This is a genomic window from uncultured Succiniclasticum sp., assembly GCF_902793885.1.
Lineage (GTDB): Bacteria > Bacillota > Negativicutes > Acidaminococcales > Acidaminococcaceae > Succiniclasticum.
This window is the reverse complement of sequence record NZ_CADBFF010000016.1, coordinates 19,373-41,847: the sequence shown is the minus strand read 5'-3', so window position 1 is coordinate 41,847 and position 22,475 is coordinate 19,373. Positions and strand designations below refer to the sequence as shown.

The following is a 22,475-nucleotide window of genomic DNA, read 5'->3' as shown; positions in this document are numbered from 1 at the left end:
CAAGATTGCAAAAGCCGCAGCAAAACTTCGGGACGGCTTATGCATGTAGGAAGTGAGGACGTGGTATTTTATGATGATTTTTGTTGTCAATTGTGAATATAATATTGGCGAAACTCTTATTGACTGTGCTTTTCAAAAAGTTGCTGATGCGGAGGCCTATATCAATGAACTGAACAGCGACAAGGCCAAAGCAATCGCCCGTTGCAAGGAACTGATAGCCCTGCGTGAAGGAGAAGATATGGTACCGTACCTTGTCGAAGAATACGCGGTCAAGTTCGTAATTGTGGCCGTTGAACTGAACGTATAGTTTCAGGCAAATAAATAATTTAGCAAGAGGTGGCTGGTAAGGCTACCTCTTTTTTTGATATAATAATTTTGTAAAATGGATAAGAAAAAATGATATAAGGTAATCGGATCAATCTTATTTTACGGAGGAGTATTATTATGGCACAGTTTACTACAGATATTTTTGCGCAGTTCGATAAGAAATGGGCACTGCTTTGCGCAGGCACGAAAGAAAAACATAACACCATGACCATTAGCTGGGGCGGTATGGGGACGCTTTGGAGCAAACCGGTGGTGACGGTATATGTGAAGCCCTGCCGTTACACGTATGGTTTTATGAACGAGAATGACTATTTCACCGTCAGCTTTTACCCGGAAGAATGTAAGAAGGCGATGGCTGTCATGGGAACCAAATCCGGCAGGGATATAAATAAGGATGAGGTGTCCGGCTTAACCGCTAAACCAATAGGTCAGGTCGTAACTTATGAGGAAGCAGAGGTAACCTTTATTTGCCGGAAGATATATTGGCAGGATATGGTACGGGAAAATATGCCGGAGGATGCAGTAGAAAGATTCTATACGGAAGAAGAGCCGCATCGCATGTTTATTGGTGAAGTGGTGGAGATTATAACGCACTGATTTTATTGCGGTAAATTCCAGTTTTGCTCAGCAACGATGAGTATGATATAATTAAAAAAAATAATTTCCAACAGTGTCAATTTTGATGAAGCTGTCTTGTATATATAATAAAAAGCATTATAATATTAACAGTTAAGGAGGATTTTTCTATGCCGATTAACGAAAAGCAAATCACAAACGAAATGATTGCAAAAGCTATGCAGTGCGAAACAGCCGATGAGTTGATTGCGTTAGCTAATTCTGAAGGTATTGAATTGACTAAAGAAGAGGCCGAAGCGTATTTGGCTGAATTGGAAGATTTTGAATTGGATTCAGATGTTTTACAGAAGGTTGCTGGTGGCGGTATATATGAGACTGTAAATACAATAATTAAAGAGGTTCCTAATGTAGTCAAAAACATATGATGGCATAGACAGGGATTATGATGAAATAATTGTGTTATAAAAATGGTATGGGAGGATTCTATTATGCCGATTAACAAAAACGAACTTACAAAAGAAATGCTTGCTAAAGCTATGCAGTGTGAAACTGCTGATGAATTGATTGCGTTAGCAAAAGCTGGCGGTTATGAAGTTACGGAAGAAGATGCAGAAGCGTATCTGAAAGAATTGGAAGATTATGAGTTAGATAAAGAAACTTTGCAAAAGGTCGCTGGTGGTACTTTGTTATGGGATACCTACTTTAGGGAAACTTCAAAGTAATAAAAATTTATTGAAGGAGGATATTATAATGCCAATTAATAAAAACGAGTTGACAAAGGAACAGATTGCGAAAGCAATGTCCTGCGAGACTGCCGAGGAACTTATGGTGTTGGCAAAAACTGAAGGCATCGAATTGACAAAAGAGGAAGCCGAAGCGTATCTGATAGAATTATCGGATGTGGAACTGGACAGCGATGCACTGAAAAATGTGGCGGGTGGTGGCACATGCTATACTGCTTATTAAAGGAAGACAGGGTGTTGGTGTTTAAAAAAACGGAGGTATTTTACAATGGGAAAAATCAACATGAATGAACTGACGAAAGAACAGATTCAAAAGGCTATGGCCTGTGAAACTGTCGAAGAATTGATGGAACTGGCAAAATCTGAGGGTATCGAATTGACGAAAGAAGAAGCCGAAGCGTATTTGGCTGAAATGGATGATGTGAAGCTGGACGATACGGCCTTACAACAGGTGGCTGGAGGCATTTGTTCAGTAGCTGATGCATCGCAAGAGCGAATACTGTCTTTCCATTGTGGAGTTCAATCATTGAATTGATTCCCAGTTCATACAGTTTTACGAATTCATTGGTTTTAGTAGTCCAGGGCAATGCCCTGGCCGTTGCCCCAGCCGTTAAAAGGACTATAGTATGGTAAATCTCAATTTTGCACAGTAACCTATTCGACAGTCGTGGAAGTTTAACGAACTTTCGCGGCTGTTTTTTTGTAAGGAAAATTGCAGTTTTGCTCAGTAAAGATGAGTATGATATAATTAAAAAAATAATTTCCAACAGTGTCAATTTTAATGAATCTGTCTTGTATATATAATAAAAAGTGAATGTCATTAAGTTAAACTAAATTCCCGTTTTTCTTTACAATAATGAGCATGATGTAATTAAAATATTTAATATTAAGGAGGACTTTATTATGTCGATTAACAAAAATGAACTGACAAAAGAACAGATTGCCAAAGCAATGTCCTGCGAGACTGCCGAGGAACTGATGGAGCTGGCAAAAACCATAGGCGTAGAGCTGACGAAAGAGGAAGCCGAGGCGTACATGGTGGAGATGGAAGATGTGGAACTTGACAGTGATGCGCTGAAACAGGTAGCGGGTGGTTTGTGCTACAGTGCTGGCTTGGGGGCTGGCCAACGTTGTGAGAGGGGCGGCGGCATAGCTGGTGCATGATAAAGAGGTTTTTAGATGGAAGAGGTGTTAAAATGTCAATTAACAAAAATGAATTAACAAAAGAACTGATTCAAAAAGCAATGGCTTGCAAAACCGCCGAGGAGTTAATGGCGACGGCGAAGGCCATGGGCTACGAGTTGACGAAGGACGAGGCCGAGGCGTATTTAACGGAGCTGTCTGATTTTGAGCTGGACAGCGAAGCATTAACTAAAGTTGCCGGCGGTGGTTGTTATACGGAATGTAATAGTGAGCATTATCATTGCAAAAAACGGCAGTAAATACCGTTTGGGTGTCAGAGTTGTTATACGGAATGTAATAGTGAGCGTTATCATAGGCGTTGATAACGCAGTCTGTCGTTATAATGTTTATTTTTGATTTGCGGAGGTATGTCATCAAATGGCAAATCCCAATTCACATTAATACTACTGTCAATTAATGGAAATTTGCGAAATAGAATAAATATCAGGACATAAAAAAACAAAGGATGCTGAACGAATATTGCTCAGCATCCTTTTGATTTCAGTATAAGAAACTCATATTATAATCGGTCAAAGAAAAGATTTTATACGATCCATGGCAAAGATACAATCTTTATAAAACACACTAAGTGCTATAATAGGAGTATTGAGAGATTGAACAGATTGTGTTAATATTAAAAAAAATAAAATTATGAAATGAAGCAGCTGATTATGCACTACAGACCAGTGAGAGGGAGCGATATAAATATGAAATGCCAAAAACTGGTGGCAGCGATTGTTTTATCTGGAATAGTAGCGATAAACCAGGCATATGCTTCCACGCCAGACACGGAAAAGCCGGCAGGAAAAGTTCTGCTGACGTGCAATGACTGCAGGTTAAACTAAAAAATATGGGGGTAAAAGCATGTTAAGGAAACTCTCTTTTTTATTGGCAGCAGCATTATTACTTATGGTAAATGTCTGTTTTGCCACAGGCAACGGGGAAAAGCAAAAACTCCATGAGGAACTTACCCAAATGATAGGCGATACCGGTACAAAGGTACCGGGCATGGGTGTGATTGTCTACAAGGACGGCAAGGAAGTGTTCAGCGATTTCCTGGGGTCGGCGATTGTGGACAGCAAAAATCCACAGAATAATCGTCCCTTTACGAGACAAAGCCGTTTCCGGGTGGCATCCGTATCCAAGATGTTTACGGTCTTTACGCTTATGCAGCTGCAGGAGCAGGGCAAGCTGGACTTAGATGCGGACGTAAGTCAGTATCTGGGCTTCCGCCTCAGAAATCCCAATTATCCGGAGAAGCCGATTACGGTGAGAATGCTGGCTTCCCATACTTCATCCCTGCGTGACGGCAAGGTCTACAGCATACCGCCGCAGGTGAGCATACAGGAGTTCTTTAAGCCAGAGGGAAAGTTTTACGAGAATGGGGATCATTTTGCACCGAAGGGCGAAGAACCGGGCAAATATTTTGCCTACTGCAATTTGAATTACGGTGTTCTGGGCACTATTATCGAGAAAATAACAGGGGAGAGGTTCGACAAATATCAGAAGAAGCACATCTTACGCCAGCTTGATATCAAGGCGGACTATTTGCCCGGTAATTTCCGAAAGAAAGAGTTTGCAAAACTTGGCGCGGTCTACCAGAAAAAGGATGCTTCCGGGAAATGGGACGAGAACGGCCCATGGAGGGCTACCCAGGACGGATATCCGGAGGGACAGCCCAAGAAAGATACCATTGCCCTGCAGAACCCCTATCAGGAGGATTATCAGGATACCTACAGCCTGAAGAGCTATGTTCCCGGCACCAACGCAACCGTGTTTTCCCCAGCGGGTGGACTTAGAATTTCCTGCGAAGAGCTTTCCCATGTCCTTTCTATGCTGGCAGAAAACGGCACATACCGGGGCAAGAGGGTTTTGTCTCCCAAATCGGTTCAGGCAATGATGAGCAGGATATGGGTCTATGACAAGGCGGCAAAGAACGGCAAGACTTACGGAGGAACCATTCTTTCCTATGGCCTGGGGCTGTATCAGATGGACGGCAACAGCACAGCCCGTTTTTGCAAGGACAGGGAAATTGACCTGGTCGGGCATACCGGTGAAGCTTTCGGCTTGCTGTCTATGCTCTGCCTGCGCCCCAATACCAAAGACGGGTTCCTATACATTATGAACGGTGAAGCCGTGGAGGAAGATGAGGATGAACGGAGCTCCGGCATATTCAGTAACAATTACATCTGGGAAGAAAGATTAGGCGATGCCATTTGCCGACACACGTTTAATAAATAACGGATGAGAGACTTTCAACGCAGGATCTCTTTGGATAACAGTCGTTTTTTCCGACAGCCGTGGATTTTATTTCTGCGGCTGTTTTGTTATAATAGTAAAAATGATTACCATGCGGCAATTTAAACGTTTCCCGGGGATTGATTATGGATACTGACAATGTAAAATACAAAAGAACGGGATTTGTCCTGAACAAAAAATACATACATTTTATGATTCCTGCGATGCTGTCTGCAGTGGGAGTTTCCCTGAGCGAATTTGCGGACAGCATGATCGTTTCTCATTTGCTCAGTTCGGATGCTTTCGCCATCATCAATCTCGCAACGCCGGTCGTTTTTGCGGTCTCATTGATCTACACAGTGACAGGAGTCGGCGGATCGCTTTTGTTTGCGGAATATTTGGGACAGAAGGATAAGAAACAGGCCGATCAGTATTTTACGGCATCGACCGTCTTGTCTTTGCTTTTGGGGATACTGCTGTTTGCGTTGCTGGCGGTTTTTCATGCTGTCCTTGGGGGGCTTTTCGGCTGTCCCGAAGAATTGATGACGCAATTTAACGCCTATACACGCGTTCTGTGTTTTTTTGTTCCCGTGGGCATCCTTCTGATGCACGTCACCTATTTCCTTCCGGTTGTAGGAAAGCCGTTCCTTTCCATGGGGCTTGTCGTCTCGGCAAATGTATTGAATATTATTTTGGATGTCGTCTTTATTCGCGGATTCGGCATGGGCTGTGAAGGCGCGGCATTGGCTACGCTTGTTTCGTATATTGTTGTCGTTGTTGCCATGATCTTCATTTGGCGCTTCGGAAGAATCTCTTTAACGTTATGCCGGGTGCAGAAAACACAGCAGATTGTAAAGGACACCGTGAAAAAAGGCCTGCCTTCCGGGAGTGTGCAGGCGGGTTACCTGATTACAACTGTATTCTGCAATCATTTCATGAATCAGGCATTCGGCTTAAACGGTGTGGTGGCAATGTCCCTGTTTGCCCAGCTGGATTCCGTTATCTCGATTGCGCTGACGGGGATTGTTGACAATAACGCATCGTTTGCCGCTATGCTTAAGGGCGAAGGAGACTATTACGGGATTCGCAGTCTGACTAAGCGCGTCACCTTTACGATCGTGCTTGTTTGTTCTGTTTTATCCATTGGTTTTGCCGCGTTTTACCACAACGTTGCTGCCGTATTCAACATTCATGATCCGCATGTGCTGGAACTGATTGGCGAACTGATCCGTATATACGTCCTATATTATCCTCTCCGCTGTGTTCTTCTTGTGCTCCGGGACATCTACAACACTTTGGACAGAAGCCTGTATGCCACAGCGCTCGGCGTATTGGATAAAGTGATTTCGATTCCCGTTGTGGGGGGTGTCCTGTTTCTTTGGTTCGGCGGGTACGGACTGATTGCTTCGTTTCCGGTAAGCATGATTCTGATTCTGGGCCTTATCGCCGTGATAAATCGCCGGATTGTAAAAAAATCAAACGGAAGATATTCGCCCGTGCTGCTTTTGGATGAGGAGTATCAGATGAAGACTCTCTGCAGTTATTCCGCAGCATCTTTGCAAAACGTGGCGGAAATCGGGCAGTGGATAAGCGAAAAACTTGCCGGCGCTTCTTTGGATCCGCAAATTGCCGGTAAACTGTGTCTTGCTGTCGAGGAAATGGGCATATACATCATTGACTGGTGCGGGGCCGATACCGCCGTCGATTTTCTTGTCAGTACAAACGGGAGCGATTATATCCTTACATGCAGAAGTTCGGGAGATCCCTTTTGTCCCATCAGGATCGGTGACAGCGAGCTGTCGCTGAATGAATTGCTGTTAGTCAGATTGTTCAAAATAAAATATGAGTACATTTTCGGCTTGAATTCAGTAAGTCTTACGATAGGAGCCCCCAAAACATGAGAAACAAGATTGTGGTCGCCGAACCGATGTCTACCGCTTTCAACTTCCTGGAAGACATAAGGCAAAGAGGGTATGAACCGGTCATACTCGAATCGTATATCCCCGAAGGATATGCCAGAAGGCTGATGGACGAGGAACGAAAAATCAAGTATGCAAGGATAGATTACCCGATTATGCTCATAAAAGAAAATCCCGATTACGCAGCAACGTTGCGGGATGTACAAGCCCTTGACCCCCTGCTTGTGCTTGTGGGAGGCGAGGAGGGCGTTATCATAGGTACCCGCCTTGCAAACGATTTGGGAATGACCGGGAACCCGGTTTCGAATATCCCAAAGATGACGCGGAAAAGCGTCATGCACCGGACCCTGAAAGAAGCCGGGCTGCGGTATATACAAGGCCGGGAAGTGTCTTCCCGGGAAGACTGTCTTTCCTTCCTTGAAGAAACGGGCATGGTAGACGTTGTCCTGAAGCATGATCACGGCGTTGCCTCTGTCGGTGTTCACCGGGTTCGCAGCAAAGAGGAACTGTTGGCAGCGTTCCGGCAGGAGGCGACGGCCGAGAATATGTTCGGTGAAGCAGAAAACCGGCTTCTCTTGCAGGAGTATGTGGACGGCGAAGAGTATGTCGTGAATACAGTCAGCCGGAACGGCGTACCGGCTCTGACATCTGTGTTCCGGAATCTTAAAAAGCAAACCCCTTCGGGTCGCATCATATACAGAGGCTTGGAAGCGGTCATGGAACTCGGTCGGAAAGAGGCGCAACTTGTTGCATATGCATTTCAGACGGTGCAGGCCCTTGGAATCACGGACGGTCCCGTACACGGCGAGTATATCGTCGATGAGAAAGGACCCGTTCTCGTTGAAGCCAACTGCCGCGTGATGGGCGGAAGCACTCCGTCCGGATTTCTTGACAAAGTGTTTGGATATCATGAAACCGGCGTAGTTCTTGATTGTATGCTTGACAGCGATTTCCACAGGGATTTTCTGCAAAAACCGTATCACCCGCTGCGAAAAGGATACGTAAAGGATTTTTATTCCGACAGAGACAAAGCCATTACTTCATCGGGCATTGTTCCAATCCTTCGCAATATGGAAAGTTTTTACGATGGCTGGGTGGAGAGCGCAGAGAAAACAGACCATATCCCTGAAACCATCGATCTTGAAACAGAGACAGGCTGTATATACCTTGTTCACGATGACCCGGAAACGACAAAAAGAGAGTTTTCGCTTCTTATGCGCATAGAGGAAAAATATCCGGACTTATTGTATTCGAACACATCCCTTTTTATTCCACCCGAAGACAGCGCGGAGCTTACGCCGGAAATCATGGATATTCTGAAGCGTGATACAGAAGCGCTGATTTCCGATATTATTTCATTCTATAAAAATGGTTCCGAAGGAAATCCGATTGTCCCCGAAAAACTGCTAAACGCCAATCCGTATAACCGTGAGATTATGGATATACTGAAAAATATAAGCGGGGTTTGACCGGATCAGCAAAGATGCCAAATAGCGAACTGCTAGCTTAATCCTAAACCGAAAAATCGTTGTTTTGCTTAGCAACGATGAGTATGATATAATTAAAAAAATATTTCCAACAGTGTCAATTTTGTTGAACCTGTTTTGTATATATAATAAAAGGCATTTAAATTTTATTTATAAGGGGGATTTTATTATGCCGATTAACGAAAACGAATTAACAAAAGAAATGGTTGCGAAGGCTATGAAGTGTAAGGATGCCGATGAGTTGATTGCTTTGGCTAAAACAGACGGTTATGAGATAACCAAAGAAGAAGCCGAAGCCTTCATGGCGGAATTGGCTGACGTCGAACTGGATGAGGAGGTCCTGCAGAAGGTTGCCGGTGGCAAATGCTGGGATGTCAATCACACGTTAACATAACGATTAAAAATCTCATATGCGTGGCGGTGGCTTTTACACACATGAACAACGGCGGAAGCCGGAATACTGGATATAACCCGTTTAATTTCAGGTACTAACTTAATTTTTTTTTAACTTATCTTCATATTTAGCATAACAGGCTGCCCAAGCGAACATAATAGCCTGAATTGGATAATCTTCCGTACAAATAGGCTGGAAACATTCCATGCGTTCTGCATCTGAATTTATATCAAAGAAATAATCCCAATCAATACTTAACAGGTTAACCGTTGACATAAAACACCCCTATAACTGATAATAATTTTATTTATAAGGAGGATTCTACTATGCCGATTAACAAAGACGAACTGACAAAAGAACTGGTTGAAAAGGCCATGCAGTGCAGGTCTGCCGATGAACTGATGGCACTGGCAAAGACCGGCGGTTTTGAGCTGACCAGGGAAGAAGCCGAAGCGTATATGGCGGAGCTGACCGACGTTGAGCTTGACGCCAACACGCTGAAACATGTAGCGGGCGGTCAGTGCTATGGAGATTGCCGGCAGCATACTCCAATCGGTTTTCAATAAAATCAGTTACATGTTGAAACATTTTAAACCTCCGATAAAAAAGAGGGGCCTATACAGCCATTGTCATTAAGTTAAGCTAAATCGCAATTTATACGCGTAACTCTCATCGAAAAAAACAAATAAAAGACTAACTCCCTCTTCTTATTTCACAGGAAATAAGCAGAGGGAATTTTTATGCCATGAGTGAGTTTAACTTGTTGTCATGTTGCTGGATAAACCTCAAAACGGAATTTCAGCATAGTATTTCTTTTTTATGGCCTCTAACGAGGCCGCTTTTTTGTCATTTCGGATTAAAGTAACCGTTTTCTGTAATGCGGCTTTGCAGAATTTTGTCCGGTCTTTTTCTGTGTCGCCGTATTCACGCTGCAGCAGTTCCTGCACAAACGCCGGCAACATGTTAAACTGCATTTGGGCTGCAAGCTGCATGTCGCCAAGAATGGCATCATAGGAATCGTCACGTTCAAAATTGTATTGATACGCAAGAGCCGTGTAGGCGTTTTCGTAACCTTCCTGCACCACAAGGCAGCGAGTCTGCAGACTGACGCAGTTATCCCGCAGCAATTTGGCAATATGCAGGGCAGCTTCGCCAACATAAAATTTCCGCGCTTTGGCGGTAATCGTTTTCAGATACATTTTTTCCTTTTCCATCATTCTTTTTCCTCCTTTAGTACGCATCCGCTTCGTTCAGGCTGATAAACCGGGTGCAATCGTTTTTGAAAAACAGGTTGACCTTTCCGGTAGGGCCGTTACGGTGTTTGGCCACAATCAGTTCCGTCAGGTGGGTAGGGGCGGCATCATTCTTTTTGTAATAATCTTCCCGGTACAGGAACATTACAATGTCCGCGTCCTGTTCCAGTGAACCGGATTCCCGCAGGTCGGAAAGCATGGGCTTTTTAACCTGACGGGTCTCCACGCTGCGGCTTAACTGGGAAAGCGCCAGCACCGGCACGTTCATCTCACGGGCCATGGCCTTCAGCCCGCGGCTGATTTCTGAAACTTCGCGCTGGCGGTTTTCGGAATTGTTTTTCACGTTGGGCGCCTGCATCAGCTGCAGGTAATCTATCACAATCAGATCCACGCTGCCTTCGGATTTCAGGCGGCGGACTTTGGAACGCATCTCCTGAATGGTAAGGCCCGGCGTGTCGTCAATGTACACGCTGGAATTGACCAGTTTGTCCGCCGCTTTCCAGATACGGCTCATCACCGACGATTTTTTGTTTTGGAGTTCCTCTTCCGTAATCTTTCTGCCTTCTGCGGCAACTTTTCCGGGATGCAGGTCCTGTTTGCTTACGTTGGCTTCGGTGCAGATCATACGCTGCGCCAACTGTTCCCGGCTCATTTCCAGACTGAAAAAGATGATCCGTTTGGCCGGTTCCCCGGGTTTGGCTCCCCGCAGGGCCACATTTTCCGCAATGTTAAGCGCCAGGGCGGTTTTGCCCATGGAAGGGCGGGCTGCCAGTATGATGAAGTCCGAAGGATGCAGGCCGCCAATCAGCTCGTCCAGATCGGTAAACCCGGAGGCAACTCCGGTGACGGTTTCATTGCTTTCCACCATTTCGCCAAAACGGTCTACCAGCGGTTCCACAATGTTTTTGATGTGTACATAGTCAGAGCTTGCATAGCGGTTGGTCAGGTGCAGCAGTTGCTGCTGGGCGGCATCCACTACATACTGCAGTTCTCCCTCGCTGCATCGGTAGCCCATGGAGGCCAGTTTCGTGCCGCTGTCAATCACTTCCCGCAGCAGCGCCTTTTCTTCCACAATGCGGGCGTGGTGTTGGATGTTGGCCGATGTGAATTCCATATTTGCCAGCATCGTAATGAAATTGACGCCGCCTACATCCTCATATTTTCCCATCTTCTTCAGTTCTTCCGTAATCGTTACCATGTCGATCGGTATGTTACGGGCATGCAGATTCAGCATGGCCTCATAGGTGATCTGGTGTGAAGGGCGGTAGAAATCTTCCTTTTTCAGTTTTCCAACCACCCGGTTAATGGCTGTCTTATCAATGAGCAATGCGCCGAGCACGCTCTGTTCCGCTGCAATATTCTGGGGTATCAGTTTTTCTTCCATGGCAGTTATCTCTCCTTATCTTCGTTTTCAACTAAGGGCAGGGTCTGCTGAATGTTTTCCGGCAGACATTCCTGCACGGTGGTTCCCGGCCAATCCGTTTCCGGTTCCTCATATCCGTCCAGCGGGGTCTGGCTGGCGGCGCCTTTCACCAGGGCTTCCAGTCTCTGTTTCTTCTGCAGCTCCAGGCAGCGGCGTTCGCCGGGTACCTGCATGGTGAACGAAATGTTCCGTCTCATCAGGCGGGAAATGGCCAACACCCGTTTTGCATTGCCTTCCAGCAGGTTCTCTTCATGGAAGGGCGTCGTAATGATAATGGGGATGTTTTTAGACAGACAGGTGTTCACGATCTGTATAAAAATCTGGTTCGTGTTAGAAGATTCCACTTCCGAACCCAAGTCGTCCAGTACCAGCAAATCTTTGGAAAAAATCTGGTAAAACAGATTCCGTTTGCCCTCCATGCCCAGCGTACCCAGTTCCGTGATGATGTTGGACATGCTGGTGAACATACAGTCATAGCCCCTGTCCGTCAGTTCATTCACAATCTGTGCGGCGGCAAAGGTCTTTCCGGCTCCTGTGTTCCCGTAAATGATCATGCCGGTGCCTTCTTCCAGCATTTCTTTGAAATTCGCGGTGTAGTCAAGAATTATATTGGTGGCCCTGGGGTTTTGTCGGTTGTCATGGGCAAAATCCCAACGGCAGAGTTTTTCCATTCCAAGGGCCTTCAGCCGTTTTTCGTGTTTTATAATTTTCATTATCGTTGAATCCATGATTATATGATTGCCTCCCTGTCAAGCGGCAGCCCGCACAGCCGGGCCGCCCGTATTTGTGCCGGTGTGGTGGGGATGGAAAGCTTCCGTATCGCCACTCGCTGTTCTTCCGCCGTAAAGCGCCGTTCGCCTTCCCCGGGCAGTTGAATGGGGAAGGGATCCCCGAGTTTCCAGTTTTTGTCACAGCTGCCGTCCGTATTGTTACTGTATTTTCCCGCATACACCTTGGCGAAGTTCTTCGCGTCCATCAGCCACGAAAGGGAAGCGGTCCAGCTGCTGTTTTCCTTTTTCCCCAAAAGAAACGTACTGTTGGCAATCCCGGCAATGGTTTTGATCACGATACGTTCCCCGTAACGGTGTAACAGGTATTTCATTTTTTCCAGCAGGGACGGGATGACGCCGTTGTATTTGGGCAGGGGCAGTTTGTTGTATTCGTTTATGATGTTGCGGATGGTTTCCGGCAACAGGTTCAGGGGGATTTTCAGTCCGTTTTCTTCCGGATGCCAGGGTACACAATTTCCGGAAGGATTCAAACTGTTTTTGGGTGTTGTTTCTGTTTTTTCATTTTCCGTTTCATAAGTGCTTACATGCTTATTAACTTTTTCATTTTCCGTTTCATAAATGCTTACATGCTTATCAGCTTTTAAAGCATTTAAAGCATTTAAATTATTATTTATATTACTGTTAACTGTATTACCTGTGTCACGCATGTCACGCCGGGTGTCACGCTCTGTCACGCTGCCAGCTGATGCAGTGTTCATGCGGCTTTGCGCGGGGTTGTCACGCTGGGTGTCACGCATGTCACGCACCTTGTCACGCATGTCACGCGTGACAGCGTGACGGTCACGCACGTTGTCACACATGTTACGTTTTTCGTCACGCGCTTCGTCACAATTTGCTTCAGGGGTGGCAGCAATATTTTCTTTCTGCTGTTCCTTTTCCTGTTTCTGCCTTGCCCGGCGTTCCGCCTGGCGTAACCGGGCCAGTTCCCGTTTATGGGCTTCTGTCTCTTTGCTTTCGTCTTGTTTCCGGGTTGTAATCCTGTTTGTTGCGCTTTCATTCCTGCCGCCCGCAATCCGGATCAGGCCATCCGTTACGGTAAGAAGGCGCAGCTTCTCAAACAGGGAAAGGGTCTTTTGCACGATGCATTCGGAACAGTGAAACAGCCCGGCCAGCATGGGTGTATCCATGGGCAGACTGGAAGACATTCGCACGCAGCCTTCCGGATCGGAAGCGGCCAGCATCTTCACGCCGTTCCACACGCCGATGATGGTAGCACCGTCCGGATCGGTGTAAATGGCAAACAGGGTCTTCATATCTAACACAGGGTCTGTATGTATTTCGTTCATTTTATTATCCTCCATTCATTTCAATTAGGACCGTTCCCATAAGGGAATCCGGCCCGGGGGCCGGATATGCGGTCAGGATGAAACGCAGTTTCCTAACAACACCTGCAAATGCTGAAATGCTTTACGCCGCGTTTGGTAAGCAAACTGGAAGGTGCAGTCCAGATCCTTCGCCACTTCTTTCATGCTCTTATGCTGAAAATAAAGTGCATGGATCATTTCTTTTTCCTCTTTCGGCAGCTGTCCGACTGCGTTGCGTACTGCCACGCGAAACGCGTTGCGCAAACATTTGCTTTCCGGTTCTTCCGCACTGTCTGTAGCTTCTCTTTCAATACGGCTGTTACCCGGTTCATCCTCTTCGGTAGCAGTATCTGTAGTAGTGTACGCTGCCGGTTGTTCATGTTCCGCCCGGAAGTCCTGCCGCCGTATGCAGCAAAGTAATGTCTTTCGTAAAACAGACCGTAAGAGAAAGGGAACTTCCTCGTCCGGGGGCAGTTTCTGTTCTTTCCGTACCCATTTCACCAGTGCGAAAGAGCAGATGCTCCGGATTTCATCTTTACCAAGCCGGTCCCGGAAATAGGGCACGTTGCATAAGCGTTCGATGAACGGATCCGCTGCCATATAAAGGCTGTACTCGGCTTCTATGTCACCCGCATGGGCCTTTTGATACTTCTCGTTCCATGGAGTGACACCAGTAAGATTTTCTTCTGTTTCACCGTTTGATAAGCTCATATTTTTTTAATCCTTTCCCAAAATTTTTGATAAAAAATTTGGTGCGCATGCTGAAAAGGATAGCAGAACAAAAAGAATTTGACAAGATAACAACTTTAACCACAACTTTGACCACATCTTTTCGAAATTTGACCACAACTTTGACCACATCTTTGAAATTTTGACCACAACTTTGACCACAACTTTGACCACAAGTTAGAAATGAAAAAAATTGGTAGTTTACAAAAAAAGTTGACCGTGGTTGTGAAAGTGTAATGTTTCGCTCGGAACATTCCTTTTTTTGTTTCCCGGATTTTATATTGACAAGCTTGAACACTTGTGCTAACATTCATTCTTGTACGGTTCGCGCAATCATTCCAGAAAAATAAAATTTGACTTGACACACAGTAATCACAATAAGCAAATTTGTTTTATGGGGGTATGACGTCGGGATGAACCGCGATACAGAACTTGCGAAGTTATTTTTAGAATGTCGATTAGCGGCACACTTATCGCAATACCAGCTGGCAGACTTAATGGGCGTGAAGCAAATGTCCATTCACCGGTGGGAACACGGGATATGTAAGCCGTATAAAAAGAATTTGAACAGGCTTTTCAGTATTTACAACGATATACTGAAAAATGAAGCAGATGATTTGTCGCTTTTGGACGAAGCTCAGGAATCTGAGCCACAAGATACACCGGAATCAACAAATCATGTGTCCCAGGCAGTCATTAATAAACTGCGGGTGATTCGGAAACAGCTGGATCATACTGGCGGGAATTGCAACAAAGAGAAGTAACCAAAGACTGTATGTTTTGATTGCATTATGAACTGTACATTCTCCTCACTAAACCTTTTGCGGGGTTTGGTGAGGAGTTTTTGTTTTATGAAATAAGCCCACACTTTCCATTAGCAGTGATTGAAAGTGTGGGCCTTTCTGTCTGTGAACGGTGTTTGCAAAGTTTTTTTAAAAAATTTCAAAAAAAATCCAAGTTGTGGTTGAATTTTTTTCGGCTCAAGCAATTATACAAGTAGAGGGGTAATTGCGAGGCCCGGACAAACGAAACGACGTTTGCGAGATTTTTTTAAAAAAATTTTAAAAATTTCCCAAGTTGTGGTTGAATTTTTTCCGGCTCAAGCAATTATACAAGTAGAGGGGTAATTACGATGCCCGAACAAACGAAAAGGAAAAGGAGAAAAAAGACATGAGCGAAGCAAAGGTAATTGAGGAAAAGGAAATTATGACGATGGCCCAGGCAGCACGGGACAAAGTAGCACGCATCTTTCTGCACTGGACGGGAGGCCATTACGGTGTCAACGAAGACGCCTACCACCTGTGCGTAGATAAAGATGGCCAGGTGTATGCGAACTGCAGTGAGTTCACCGAAAAGAAAGCCCATACGTGGCTGCGCAACTCGGGCAGTATGGCGGTGAGCCTTTTATGCGGTTGTGATGGCAACTGCTGGCCGCCGGGAAACGGCAATGTGAGGACGATCCACGCAGTCAGGGCAGGAAGCAGTTATGCCGGTCCGGATGATGCCATCATCAATTACGGGGAAGAACCGCCAACAGCGGAACAAATCGAGACGATGGCGAAACTGGTGGCCATTCTCTGTGAGGGGCTGGGCCTTGCTATAAACAAGGACAACGTGCAGACACACTGCGAAATTGCCCTGAAAGACCACTACGGACCCGGCAGCGGGGATCCGTATTCCAAATGGGATCTGTGGTTCCTGCCGGATTATATCCACGGCGGGGTATTGATTCCCGGCGGCGCGCTGCTGCGGGGGAAGGCGCTGTTCTACCGGCATGAGATGAAAAAACTGGAGCAGACAGCGTAACAATGGTTTGACCTGTAACGTCCCGGTACGTTGCAGTGCAAATAGCGGGCGCGCAAAGCGGCATGCGGCAGAATCGTATGGCCTGCAGATGTAAGCCGGACGAGCGGTAAGTCCCGCAACCAATTAAAAAAGAGAGGAGGTGTGAATTATGGCAGCAACGATGAATGTAGTGAAACGTACCTTATCCGTTTCCATTGCACGCGGTACTGACGCGGACGGGAATCTGGTAACCAAGAGCTACTCTTACTCCAATGTCAAACCGGACGCAGAACCGGCGAAGATCCTGGCAGTAGGCAAAGCCCTGGGCGGCCTGTTCGATAACGACATTACCGGACTGGTAGTAGTGGAACGGGCAACCCTGGCTGAAGAGTAACCCGGGGAAAAAGAAAGGCGGGCGCAACAGAATGCGTCCGCCATGTAAATAAGGCAGCGGGCGGTGCTGAGGCTTAGCATAAAAGCCAGTTTGACCAATACGCCCCGGTTTAGTGGAAACCGCCTTACAAAGCTATTTTAATTGTATTGTATTTTTTTGAATGAGGGGGAAAAATGATGAAATCTGATACTGATCTGGATTTGGTGTTTAAAAACGCGGTTGGCAAGAAGGTGATCCTTAACATTGAGGAACCGAAAAGCGGTGTAACAAAAGCGGAAATCGACGCTGCCATGCAGACGGTCGTTGACAACAACATCTTCGCTACCACTGGCGGCGATATTGTGGAAGCCGTGGAAGGTCGCCTCCGCACCACGACCCTTGACGTGGTTGAATGACCGATATTTCCGAAGTATTCGGCTTTATTAAAGACTTTGGCTTTCCGGTCGTGCTGAGCTGGTTTTTATTGGTGCGCATGGAAAACAAGCTGGCGGGCCTCACAGAGGTCATCGGAGAACTGAGCTGCAATATTGCCGCAATGCGGGGTGAAATACCCAAACGGTAACTGGGGACGCCGGGAAACCGGCGTTCCCAAACATTTTAATTAGAAAATAAAATGCTTGCACGGTTATTGTATGAGCACTGGTTATAAATTATTACGGAAAAAATGGAAAAGAGGATTACGATGTTTAAGAAACAGATCATAAAATTGATGAATCTGCCGTTAAATGATTATGGTAACGCGGAACGCCTGAAAGAAATGTTTGGAACCCGCTGGGTGTATCTGCCACGTTACAAGTGCTGGATGTATTGGGACAGATACAGCTGGAAGGGTAAAGCGACGATTGAATTCCGCAGGGCGGCAGCAAAGGCGTTTCTGTTACTGGAGAAGGAAATCCGTTGTTTACCGCCAGCAAAAGATAATTATGAACAGCTCCACCGCACAAAAGTTCTTGAATGGCTTGAAGCTTCGCAGTTTGAAGCGCGCCTGAAAGCTGTCAATGCCATTTTCAGGGGTATGTGTATGGACGAGCAGGCAGTAAAATAATGATTAGAATTTAGCCCGCAGGGAGACCTGCGGGTGTTTTTTTATGTGTTGCTTAGGAAAGAGAACAAGGGGTGTTGTAAAAGTAAGGGATATGATATAATTAAATATTATAAAAGTATTAGGTTTGAAACAGTATAGATTGATTGAGAAAAGATAGGGACTTTCATGTGATATAATGTTTTATGGAGGAGCAATTAATGAGGTTTGATGAGTTTGATATCTTGTTGTCTGATAGTAGAATTACAGAAGTTGAATGGAAAGCATTTGCTAAGATTTTAAAAATAAAAGATATTGAAAACAAGGATACCCAAGAAAGATGCTTGACTGTTAACAAGGAGTTTAGGCATTATTTTGGAAACACTATAATTAATGTGGTTAGAGATGAATATTCGCCTGATTATGATATTATTATTCAAGCAACCCGTGGCTTTTTAGGAATAGATGAAGTTGATTTTCCTACAGATGCGTCCATTTTAGTAAAAGAAAGCTTAATATGTAAGAAAATAGTTGGAGACGAACTTATAAATGAATCAACATATGAAACTTTTATAGACAGAATTATGGAAGTTTCCAATGCGAAGGCTGAGACTAGACTAACAAAATTCATAAACGGCCTGAAAGACGGATTGAAAGGCGGTTTGATGGGGTATTATCGTAGTAAATCATTAGGGTATGTTGGAATTGTAGGTGGTGTTGTTAACAGAGTGTTATTCGAAACTAATTGGGAGATTGTATTATCAATAATAATGCTCACCTGTTCAATACGAAAGAGATTAGCAGTTTTAGATGAATTTAGTGCTATTAGTGATAATGAATAACGATATACGAAGGAGAACAAATAAATGATAAATAATATTTCAGATAAAATGTTGATGCGGATCCCTGATATATTTAGGGAGTTGTATCAAGATGGCCGTGTAATTAGAAAAGGTGCTATATTAAAAGCTACAGAAGATCTCGAGATTGTCAAAGATGGGATTAAGACGCTTTACAAAAAGGGTGCAATTGTTGGTCATATAGAAGATATTACTGAGGATTTGAAAGTTTCGGAGGTAACTGCTGCTATTGATAAGGCCGCTGAAGCAGCAGATAAAGCGGCCTCAGCAGCAAATCTTGCAACTACAGCTTCAGTTGGTATAGGGGTAGGTGTTGTTTTAGCTGTGGGCGTTGGTGTGTATTTAATTAATAAAAGTATAAAATGCATAAATGCTCAAATAGATAAATCTACAAAAGAATTATATCAAATAAAAGTAGGAATTGATGATTTAAAGGATATTTTGGATAGTCAAATAGATGCCAAGTTTACATCCCAATTGAAACTTTTGAAAACAGCTATTGAAGAAAAGAATATAAGTAGAATATATGAATATAGGGACAACTTTGTGGAAATAGCTGATTTTAGCATGAAACAATGCCAAAAGATTATTGAAAAAGGGAATGTTGTAAGGTTGTTGGAAACTTTTAAGAAATATATTTTGATGTATTATGTTAGTATGCAAAGTGTTATTCGCTGTTCACTATTTATAAATCAATTTACTACCGCTAAAAATTATACGGAAGATAGCTGTAAACAGTTAGAAGATTTACTAAAAAAATATAGTGAATTCTTACTAAATTCTTCCGGTAATGTCTTTTTTGATTGTCCCGTTGAAAGCTTAGTTGAATTACCGACGATAAAACCTTCGTTAAGATTAATGTCACTTGTTTTAAAAGATAATATTTCTATTATAAAACAGCTGGAACCTGAATTACAGACTCTACAATCAACAGAGAATTCCCAAACGCAAGCCTTTAATTTGCCATATCTTGACTATGAGATTGAAACAAATAAGAGAATAGGTTAATCATTGAAATTTTTCTAAAAAAATAATTGTATTGCCAATATCTGGCGTTGCTGTTTGCTACAATATAGCTGTAGTAAGATGGTGACGCCATTATTTTTTGAAAATAGTGTACCTGCAAATAGTTTTGCAGGATAATAGCAGTTGCTGTAAAATAATATTTAAAAGAATATAAAATGTTATGACAGAAATGGAGTGAGATGAGATGAACGATCTGCGAATTGCCAAAGACCGCCTGCTGCGAATGTGCGCCAGGCTGACGGAAGGGGAAGTGTTATACAAAGATGAAGAAGCGGCACGGTACGGTTGTTCGTTGCGTTCTATCCAGCGAGACTTTGATGATCTGCGGGCCTTCTTTGATGACCGGAATCTGGAAAACGGCACGAAACAAAAATTGATTTATGACCGGATGCTGAAAGGTTACAGACTGGAACCGCCAGTGCATATGCTGCTGTCCGATGAAGAGACCTACGGCGTAATCAAAATTTTGCTGGAAAGCCGCTCCCTGACCAAAAGAGAAATGAAACCCATTCTGAAAAAGTTGGTGGACTGCTGCGTTCCCAAAGAAAACCAGCAAAGAATCGCAAAGCTGATTGCCAATGAAACCTATCATTATGTGGAACCCCATCACAACAAAGTTGTGCTGAAAACCATGTGGGAACTTTCCAAAGCAGTGCAGGAGCAGCGTTACGTCAATATCACTTACGATAACAAATACAAAGAGCCAATCCGGCGGAAAATCAAACCCGTTGGCATCCTGTTCTCGGAATATTATTTTTACATGATTGCCTTTATTGCAGAAGGGGAAAGCGAAGAGTTTAACAAAACTATAAAAGATTACGCATATCCGGCTATTTACCGTATTGACCGCATCCGGCGGTTTACCATCAGTGATGAACGTTTCCGTGTTGTATATGAAAACCGTTTTGAAGAAGGGGAATACCGGAAACGGGTACAGTTCATGTGGCCGGGCAAGCTGCAGAAAGTAAAATTCTATGTGCAGGAAAAGAGTCTGGAAGCGGTGCTGGACAGACTGCCCACAGCAAAAGTAATCAAGCAGGATGCCAAGGGGTATCTGGTAACAGCAGAAGCGTTCGGAGAAGGAATCCATATGTGGCTGCGAAGCCAGGGCGAGTGGGTGGAAGTAATAAAATAAAAAGACATAAACAAATAAATCTTAAAAAATATTTGAGATAGCCAAAATCTGGCTATCTCATTTTTTATACTGTAATTAGCAAACCAAAAGGAGGGTGGATAAAAATGTTTGATGCACTGAAAGAAACCATTATTGGTCCCAATCCGTGTCCCTGGCCCAAAAAACCGTTGGACACAAAAGACTTACTGATTATGGCATTGCTGTACATTATGTTCCTGATTCTTACCAAAGGCGTAGTAACAGGTACGGCCTTTGCCATGGCAAGCAAAAAGTACGGTATCGCAGAAGATGTGCTGCGGATGGCAGCAAAGGATCAACCATGGGCGTAACAGTATTGACAGTGCTGGCGGCACTGGTGTTAAAAGCAATCGCTGTTAAAGTGTACGATGACTGCAAAATTGGCATCTGGATTGCTATTGTGGTAACCGTGCTGTTTGGAGGCTGGTTTCTGACAACTATTCTGAGTAAAGTATCATTCATTCCGGTGTTTTTGTTGTTTAGACATTAAGGGAATATTTCAAAGGAGGAAAACATTATGGCAGTAGGAGAATTACACATGGATCGTATTATTTTAGGTGCAGCATTGGGTATTGGAGCTATTGCAGCGGCTCCGTTCACCGGTGGTGGTTCCGTGCTGGGAGCGGCAACGCTGGCCGGTTCCCTGAGCGGATTCGGTACCGGGCTTGCGGCAGCTACGGCAGGTCTTGTAGGCGCAGCGGTTGCAGACGGTATGGCAGATGAAGAGGAAATCAGTGCATACTGTGAAGGTTACCGGAAGGCAAAGAAGAAATACCAGTCAAAAAGGCAAAAGGCGGAAGAGAAATACGGGCCGCTGGTGTAAAAAGATTTCTGATTACTGGATTTGCAATAAAGAAGACAATAAAATTTTTAAGGTAGCCAGTATCTGGCTACCTTATTGCTTATACTGTAAGTGTAAAAGGGATAGAAGGAGGTTGATGCCGATGAGTAGTTATCTTGAGAAACTGCACGCAAACCAAATTTACTTTCCTAAAGGCTATGCCAGGTTTTTACACAACCTGTTCTATATGGCAGATAGCCAGAAAGAAGAAGAGGTGATCCAGTTGAATATTTATGGCGGTTTTGAGAAATACCGTGACTGCGTGAAAGAAGAAGGGTTAGATGGTATTAAGCTAACTATCAACTTGGAACGGGATGAGGCCGGTTATAAAGTTGTGGCTTATCATGCAGTCATTGATACGAAAGTTCTGCTGGCGCAGTTAGACAGATACTGCGCCGCATAGTCAGGAAAAGGAAACGATTGGCGCGGCTGATGCCAATAAGTATGGAAGGAGCTTATCATAAAATGGATGTAAATAAAGCCAAGCAGGCAAAGGATATAATTGCAAATGCTTCGAAAGATAATCAGGAATTGAAAGATGAATTTAATGATGCCATAAATGAATTAGAAAAACTCGAAAGAAAAATGACAGAAATAGCAGAAACACTGCTGGGAAACGGGAAAGTACGAAATGAAAATGCTGATTTTGTTGGAAGTGAAGCTGATAATATAATGATGGCCTTGGCGCGGGAAAAAGCGAAACATGATCCCGAATTGGCGGCGCTGTTGAAGGAACTTGATGAATCTGAAAATCAAATTGCTGGATTAACAGATATTTTAGGTTCGGTTTAGGGTTAAGGGGAGAAAACAAAGGAGGCGTGTATTATGAATAATATTATTATGCCGCGTGAAAAATGGGATCCCTTGTACAGAAAAGAGAAAGAGATAAGGAAAAAGAAAGCTTTGGAATGGGCAAAGCAACACGGATGTTACGAAGAAGTAAAAAGGTATTATGAAATGAAAGAGTGGTTTGAAAAAAATGTCGTGTACTGATAATAGCAAAAAGGAATCTGTGAAAACAGGGCTACC

34 protein-coding genes are annotated in these 22,475 nt (G+C 44.3%); 28 read left to right on the top strand and 6 right to left on the bottom strand.

All coding sequences use genetic code 11. The features are described 5' to 3' along the window. Positions 1 to 70: 70 nt before the first annotated feature. From QZV31_RS08830 to QZV31_RS08775, 12 genes are all read left to right on the top strand, one after another. The gene (locus tag QZV31_RS08830) at positions 71 to 307 is read left to right on the top strand and encodes a hypothetical protein (protein ID WP_093729478.1); all 237 of its coding nucleotides are present in this window, start codon (positions 71 to 73) and stop codon (positions 305 to 307) included. Positions 308 to 444: 137 nt separating this feature from the next. Continuing rightward, on the top strand, positions 445 to 924 hold the full coding sequence (locus QZV31_RS08825) for a flavin reductase (RefSeq protein ID WP_093729479.1): 480 nt from the start codon (positions 445 to 447) through the stop codon (positions 922 to 924). 149 nt (positions 925 to 1,073) lie between these two features. Further along, positions 1,074 to 1,328 (top strand): hypothetical protein, encoded by a 255-nt coding sequence (locus QZV31_RS08820; RefSeq protein ID WP_295359707.1) that lies wholly within the window; start codon positions 1,074 to 1,076, stop codon positions 1,326 to 1,328. Between the two features lie 63 nt (positions 1,329 to 1,391). Beyond that, positions 1,392 to 1,625, top strand: coding sequence for a Nif11-like leader peptide family RiPP precursor (locus tag QZV31_RS08815; RefSeq protein ID WP_295359705.1), 234 nt, complete (start codon positions 1,392 to 1,394; stop codon positions 1,623 to 1,625). A 28-nt stretch (positions 1,626 to 1,653) separates the two neighbouring features. Continuing rightward, a complete protein-coding gene (locus QZV31_RS08810; RefSeq protein ID WP_295359703.1) occupies positions 1,654 to 1,869 on the top strand; it encodes a hypothetical protein in 216 nt (71 codons plus the stop codon). A 45-nt stretch (positions 1,870 to 1,914) separates the two neighbouring features. Next, positions 1,915 to 2,181 carry a hypothetical protein gene (locus QZV31_RS08805; protein WP_295359701.1) on the top strand — a complete coding sequence of 89 codons (267 nt, stop codon included), beginning with the start codon at positions 1,915 to 1,917 and terminating at the stop codon, positions 2,179 to 2,181. A 368-nt stretch (positions 2,182 to 2,549) separates the two neighbouring features. Next, on the top strand, positions 2,550 to 2,810 hold the full coding sequence (locus QZV31_RS08800) for a DUF2624 family protein (RefSeq protein ID WP_093729484.1): 261 nt from the start codon (positions 2,550 to 2,552) through the stop codon (positions 2,808 to 2,810). Between the two features lie 32 nt (positions 2,811 to 2,842). After that, positions 2,843 to 3,088 carry a Nif11-like leader peptide family RiPP precursor gene (locus QZV31_RS08795; protein ID WP_093729485.1) on the top strand — a complete coding sequence of 82 codons (246 nt, stop codon included), beginning with the start codon at positions 2,843 to 2,845 and terminating at the stop codon, positions 3,086 to 3,088. Positions 3,089 to 3,737: 649 nt separating this feature from the next. Further along, positions 3,738 to 5,069, top strand: a complete 1,332-nt coding sequence (locus QZV31_RS08790) for a serine hydrolase domain-containing protein (protein WP_295359700.1) — start codon at positions 3,738 to 3,740, stop codon at positions 5,067 to 5,069. 143 nt (positions 5,070 to 5,212) lie between these two features. Further along, on the top strand, positions 5,213 to 6,967 hold the full coding sequence (locus QZV31_RS08785; protein WP_295359698.1) for an MATE family efflux transporter: 1,755 nt from the start codon (positions 5,213 to 5,215) through the stop codon (positions 6,965 to 6,967). Then, on the top strand, positions 6,964 to 8,454 hold the full coding sequence (locus tag QZV31_RS08780) for an ATP-grasp domain-containing protein (RefSeq protein ID WP_093729488.1): 1,491 nt from the start codon (positions 6,964 to 6,966) through the stop codon (positions 8,452 to 8,454). Before QZV31_RS08785 ends, QZV31_RS08780 begins: the two co-directional genes overlap by 4 nt. Before the next feature lie 187 nt (positions 8,455 to 8,641). Next, complete coding sequence (locus QZV31_RS08775) at positions 8,642 to 8,866, top strand: Nif11-like leader peptide family RiPP precursor (RefSeq protein WP_295359697.1); 225 nt, start codon at positions 8,642 to 8,644, stop codon at positions 8,864 to 8,866. A gap of 99 nt (positions 8,867 to 8,965) precedes the next feature. Here QZV31_RS08775 and QZV31_RS08770 read toward each other — a convergent pair whose 3' ends face one another. Beyond that, the gene (locus QZV31_RS08770; RefSeq protein ID WP_176760376.1) at positions 8,966 to 9,142 is read right to left on the bottom strand and encodes a hypothetical protein; all 177 of its coding nucleotides are present in this window, start codon (positions 9,140 to 9,142) and stop codon (positions 8,966 to 8,968) included. A 50-nt stretch (positions 9,143 to 9,192) separates the two neighbouring features. Here QZV31_RS08770 and QZV31_RS08765 point away from each other — a divergent pair, with 50 nt between their 5' ends. Then, complete coding sequence (locus QZV31_RS08765) at positions 9,193 to 9,432, top strand: hypothetical protein (protein ID WP_093729490.1); 240 nt, start codon at positions 9,193 to 9,195, stop codon at positions 9,430 to 9,432. Between the two features lie 219 nt (positions 9,433 to 9,651). On the opposite strand, the gene QZV31_RS08760 is transcribed toward QZV31_RS08765, so the two are convergent. The 5 genes from QZV31_RS08760 to QZV31_RS08740 form a co-directional block, all read right to left on the bottom strand. Then, positions 9,652 to 10,083: a hypothetical protein gene (locus QZV31_RS08760; RefSeq protein WP_295359694.1), complete on the bottom strand. Its 432-nt coding sequence runs from the start codon at positions 10,081 to 10,083 to the stop codon at positions 9,652 to 9,654. A gap of 13 nt (positions 10,084 to 10,096) precedes the next feature. Next, complete coding sequence (dnaB, locus tag QZV31_RS08755) at positions 10,097 to 11,503, bottom strand: replicative DNA helicase (protein WP_295359693.1); 1,407 nt, start codon at positions 11,501 to 11,503, stop codon at positions 10,097 to 10,099. A gap of 5 nt (positions 11,504 to 11,508) precedes the next feature. Next, positions 11,509 to 12,270 carry an ATP-binding protein gene (locus QZV31_RS08750; RefSeq protein ID WP_295359691.1) on the bottom strand — a complete coding sequence of 254 codons (762 nt, stop codon included), beginning with the start codon at positions 12,268 to 12,270 and terminating at the stop codon, positions 11,509 to 11,511. Positions 12,271 to 12,272: 2 nt separating this feature from the next. Next, the gene (locus QZV31_RS08745; protein ID WP_295359689.1) at positions 12,273 to 13,619 is read right to left on the bottom strand and encodes a phage replisome organizer N-terminal domain-containing protein; all 1,347 of its coding nucleotides are present in this window, start codon (positions 13,617 to 13,619) and stop codon (positions 12,273 to 12,275) included. 72 nt (positions 13,620 to 13,691) lie between these two features. Continuing rightward, entirely contained in the window at positions 13,692 to 14,348 is a 657-nt protein-coding gene (locus tag QZV31_RS08740) for a hypothetical protein (RefSeq protein ID WP_295359687.1), read from the bottom strand. A gap of 431 nt (positions 14,349 to 14,779) precedes the next feature. On the opposite strand from QZV31_RS08740, the gene QZV31_RS08735 reads away from it, so the two are divergent. From QZV31_RS08735 to QZV31_RS08665, 15 genes are all read left to right on the top strand, one after another. Further along, positions 14,780 to 15,130 (top strand): helix-turn-helix transcriptional regulator, encoded by a 351-nt coding sequence (locus QZV31_RS08735; protein WP_295359685.1) that lies wholly within the window; start codon positions 14,780 to 14,782, stop codon positions 15,128 to 15,130. A gap of 406 nt (positions 15,131 to 15,536) precedes the next feature. Then, complete coding sequence (locus QZV31_RS08730; protein ID WP_295359683.1) at positions 15,537 to 16,172, top strand: N-acetylmuramoyl-L-alanine amidase; 636 nt, start codon at positions 15,537 to 15,539, stop codon at positions 16,170 to 16,172. Positions 16,173 to 16,320: 148 nt separating this feature from the next. Next, positions 16,321 to 16,545 carry a DUF1659 domain-containing protein gene (locus QZV31_RS08725; RefSeq protein WP_295359682.1) on the top strand — a complete coding sequence of 75 codons (225 nt, stop codon included), beginning with the start codon at positions 16,321 to 16,323 and terminating at the stop codon, positions 16,543 to 16,545. 173 nt (positions 16,546 to 16,718) lie between these two features. After that, a complete protein-coding gene (locus QZV31_RS08720; protein WP_218118144.1) occupies positions 16,719 to 16,940 on the top strand; it encodes a DUF2922 domain-containing protein in 222 nt (73 codons plus the stop codon). Further along, positions 16,937 to 17,107: a YvrJ family protein gene (locus QZV31_RS08715; protein WP_093729500.1), complete on the top strand. Its 171-nt coding sequence runs from the start codon at positions 16,937 to 16,939 to the stop codon at positions 17,105 to 17,107. The genes QZV31_RS08720 and QZV31_RS08715 overlap by 4 nt, the downstream gene beginning before the upstream one ends. A 120-nt stretch (positions 17,108 to 17,227) precedes the next feature. Then, the gene (locus QZV31_RS08710; protein WP_093729501.1) at positions 17,228 to 17,590 is read left to right on the top strand and encodes a hypothetical protein; all 363 of its coding nucleotides are present in this window, start codon (positions 17,228 to 17,230) and stop codon (positions 17,588 to 17,590) included. 197 nt (positions 17,591 to 17,787) lie between these two features. After that, positions 17,788 to 18,408 (top strand): hypothetical protein, encoded by a 621-nt coding sequence (locus tag QZV31_RS08705; RefSeq protein ID WP_295359678.1) that lies wholly within the window; start codon positions 17,788 to 17,790, stop codon positions 18,406 to 18,408. A gap of 24 nt (positions 18,409 to 18,432) precedes the next feature. Further along, complete coding sequence (locus QZV31_RS08700) at positions 18,433 to 19,434, top strand: hypothetical protein (RefSeq protein ID WP_295359676.1); 1,002 nt, start codon at positions 18,433 to 18,435, stop codon at positions 19,432 to 19,434. Between the two features lie 202 nt (positions 19,435 to 19,636). Then, complete coding sequence (locus QZV31_RS08695; RefSeq protein WP_295359674.1) at positions 19,637 to 20,587, top strand: WYL domain-containing protein; 951 nt, start codon at positions 19,637 to 19,639, stop codon at positions 20,585 to 20,587. A 104-nt stretch (positions 20,588 to 20,691) separates the two neighbouring features. Beyond that, positions 20,692 to 20,916, top strand: a complete 225-nt coding sequence (locus QZV31_RS08690; RefSeq protein ID WP_295359672.1) for a hypothetical protein — start codon at positions 20,692 to 20,694, stop codon at positions 20,914 to 20,916. Further along, positions 20,907 to 21,095: a hypothetical protein gene (locus tag QZV31_RS08685; RefSeq protein WP_295359671.1), complete on the top strand. Its 189-nt coding sequence runs from the start codon at positions 20,907 to 20,909 to the stop codon at positions 21,093 to 21,095. The genes QZV31_RS08690 and QZV31_RS08685 overlap by 10 nt, the downstream gene beginning before the upstream one ends. 27 nt (positions 21,096 to 21,122) lie before the next feature. Beyond that, complete coding sequence (locus tag QZV31_RS08680; protein WP_295359669.1) at positions 21,123 to 21,428, top strand: hypothetical protein; 306 nt, start codon at positions 21,123 to 21,125, stop codon at positions 21,426 to 21,428. Positions 21,429 to 21,549: 121 nt separating this feature from the next. Beyond that, entirely contained in the window at positions 21,550 to 21,849 is a 300-nt protein-coding gene (locus QZV31_RS08675) for a hypothetical protein (RefSeq protein WP_295359667.1), read from the top strand. A 62-nt stretch (positions 21,850 to 21,911) separates the two neighbouring features. Further along, positions 21,912 to 22,238 carry a hypothetical protein gene (locus QZV31_RS08670; protein WP_295359665.1) on the top strand — a complete coding sequence of 109 codons (327 nt, stop codon included), beginning with the start codon at positions 21,912 to 21,914 and terminating at the stop codon, positions 22,236 to 22,238. A 33-nt stretch (positions 22,239 to 22,271) separates the two neighbouring features. Then, positions 22,272 to 22,439 carry a hypothetical protein gene (locus QZV31_RS08665; RefSeq protein WP_295359663.1) on the top strand — a complete coding sequence of 56 codons (168 nt, stop codon included), beginning with the start codon at positions 22,272 to 22,274 and terminating at the stop codon, positions 22,437 to 22,439. Positions 22,440 to 22,475 lie beyond the last annotated feature (36 nt).

What these genes read in the sequence shown, in the direction of transcription:
- QZV31_RS08735 (WP_295359685.1), top strand. Translation starts at nt 14,780, where the DNA reads ATGAACCGCGATACAGAACTTGCGAAGTTATTTTTAGAATGTCGATTA.
- QZV31_RS08680 (WP_295359669.1), top strand. Translation starts at nt 21,123, where the DNA reads ATGGCAGTAGGAGAATTACACATGGATCGTATTATTTTAGGTGCAGCA.
- QZV31_RS08765 (WP_093729490.1), top strand. Translation starts at nt 9,193, where the DNA reads ATGCCGATTAACAAAGACGAACTGACAAAAGAACTGGTTGAAAAGGCC.
- QZV31_RS08820 (WP_295359707.1), top strand. Translation starts at nt 1,074, where the DNA reads ATGCCGATTAACGAAAAGCAAATCACAAACGAAATGATTGCAAAAGCT.
- QZV31_RS08710 (WP_093729501.1), top strand. Translation starts at nt 17,228, where the DNA reads ATGTTTAAGAAACAGATCATAAAATTGATGAATCTGCCGTTAAATGAT.
- QZV31_RS08730 (WP_295359683.1), top strand. Translation starts at nt 15,537, where the DNA reads ATGAGCGAAGCAAAGGTAATTGAGGAAAAGGAAATTATGACGATGGCC.
- QZV31_RS08725 (WP_295359682.1), top strand. Translation starts at nt 16,321, where the DNA reads ATGGCAGCAACGATGAATGTAGTGAAACGTACCTTATCCGTTTCCATT.
- QZV31_RS08780 (WP_093729488.1), top strand. Translation starts at nt 6,964, where the DNA reads ATGAGAAACAAGATTGTGGTCGCCGAACCGATGTCTACCGCTTTCAAC.
- QZV31_RS08810 (WP_295359703.1), top strand. Translation starts at nt 1,654, where the DNA reads ATGCCAATTAATAAAAACGAGTTGACAAAGGAACAGATTGCGAAAGCA.
- dnaB (WP_295359693.1), bottom strand. Translation starts at nt 11,503, where the DNA reads ATGGAAGAAAAACTGATACCCCAGAATATTGCAGCGGAACAGAGCGTG.
- QZV31_RS08665 (WP_295359663.1), top strand. Translation starts at nt 22,272, where the DNA reads ATGAATAATATTATTATGCCGCGTGAAAAATGGGATCCCTTGTACAGA.
- QZV31_RS08695 (WP_295359674.1), top strand. Translation starts at nt 19,637, where the DNA reads ATGAACGATCTGCGAATTGCCAAAGACCGCCTGCTGCGAATGTGCGCC.
- QZV31_RS08740 (WP_295359687.1), bottom strand. Translation starts at nt 14,348, where the DNA reads ATGAGCTTATCAAACGGTGAAACAGAAGAAAATCTTACTGGTGTCACT.
- QZV31_RS08775 (WP_295359697.1), top strand. Translation starts at nt 8,642, where the DNA reads ATGCCGATTAACGAAAACGAATTAACAAAAGAAATGGTTGCGAAGGCT.
- QZV31_RS08830 (WP_093729478.1), top strand. Translation starts at nt 71, where the DNA reads ATGATGATTTTTGTTGTCAATTGTGAATATAATATTGGCGAAACTCTT.
- QZV31_RS08760 (WP_295359694.1), bottom strand. Translation starts at nt 10,083, where the DNA reads ATGATGGAAAAGGAAAAAATGTATCTGAAAACGATTACCGCCAAAGCG.
- QZV31_RS08670 (WP_295359665.1), top strand. Translation starts at nt 21,912, where the DNA reads ATGGATGTAAATAAAGCCAAGCAGGCAAAGGATATAATTGCAAATGCT.
- QZV31_RS08720 (WP_218118144.1), top strand. Translation starts at nt 16,719, where the DNA reads ATGATGAAATCTGATACTGATCTGGATTTGGTGTTTAAAAACGCGGTT.
- QZV31_RS08705 (WP_295359678.1), top strand. Translation starts at nt 17,788, where the DNA reads ATGAGGTTTGATGAGTTTGATATCTTGTTGTCTGATAGTAGAATTACA.
- QZV31_RS08825 (WP_093729479.1), top strand. Translation starts at nt 445, where the DNA reads ATGGCACAGTTTACTACAGATATTTTTGCGCAGTTCGATAAGAAATGG.
- QZV31_RS08790 (WP_295359700.1), top strand. Translation starts at nt 3,738, where the DNA reads ATGGTAAATGTCTGTTTTGCCACAGGCAACGGGGAAAAGCAAAAACTC.
- QZV31_RS08675 (WP_295359667.1), top strand. Translation starts at nt 21,550, where the DNA reads ATGAGTAGTTATCTTGAGAAACTGCACGCAAACCAAATTTACTTTCCT.
- QZV31_RS08785 (WP_295359698.1), top strand. Translation starts at nt 5,213, where the DNA reads ATGGATACTGACAATGTAAAATACAAAAGAACGGGATTTGTCCTGAAC.
- QZV31_RS08770 (WP_176760376.1), bottom strand. Translation starts at nt 9,142, where the DNA reads ATGTCAACGGTTAACCTGTTAAGTATTGATTGGGATTATTTCTTTGAT.
- QZV31_RS08750 (WP_295359691.1), bottom strand. Translation starts at nt 12,270, where the DNA reads ATGGATTCAACGATAATGAAAATTATAAAACACGAAAAACGGCTGAAG.
- QZV31_RS08685 (WP_295359671.1), top strand. Translation starts at nt 20,907, where the DNA reads ATGGGCGTAACAGTATTGACAGTGCTGGCGGCACTGGTGTTAAAAGCA.
- QZV31_RS08805 (WP_295359701.1), top strand. Translation starts at nt 1,915, where the DNA reads ATGGGAAAAATCAACATGAATGAACTGACGAAAGAACAGATTCAAAAG.
- QZV31_RS08795 (WP_093729485.1), top strand. Translation starts at nt 2,843, where the DNA reads ATGTCAATTAACAAAAATGAATTAACAAAAGAACTGATTCAAAAAGCA.
- QZV31_RS08815 (WP_295359705.1), top strand. Translation starts at nt 1,392, where the DNA reads ATGCCGATTAACAAAAACGAACTTACAAAAGAAATGCTTGCTAAAGCT.
- QZV31_RS08745 (WP_295359689.1), bottom strand. Translation starts at nt 13,619, where the DNA reads ATGAACGAAATACATACAGACCCTGTGTTAGATATGAAGACCCTGTTT.
- QZV31_RS08690 (WP_295359672.1), top strand. Translation starts at nt 20,692, where the DNA reads ATGTTTGATGCACTGAAAGAAACCATTATTGGTCCCAATCCGTGTCCC.
- QZV31_RS08800 (WP_093729484.1), top strand. Translation starts at nt 2,550, where the DNA reads ATGTCGATTAACAAAAATGAACTGACAAAAGAACAGATTGCCAAAGCA.
- QZV31_RS08700 (WP_295359676.1), top strand. Translation starts at nt 18,433, where the DNA reads ATGATAAATAATATTTCAGATAAAATGTTGATGCGGATCCCTGATATA.
- QZV31_RS08715 (WP_093729500.1), top strand. Translation starts at nt 16,937, where the DNA reads ATGACCGATATTTCCGAAGTATTCGGCTTTATTAAAGACTTTGGCTTT.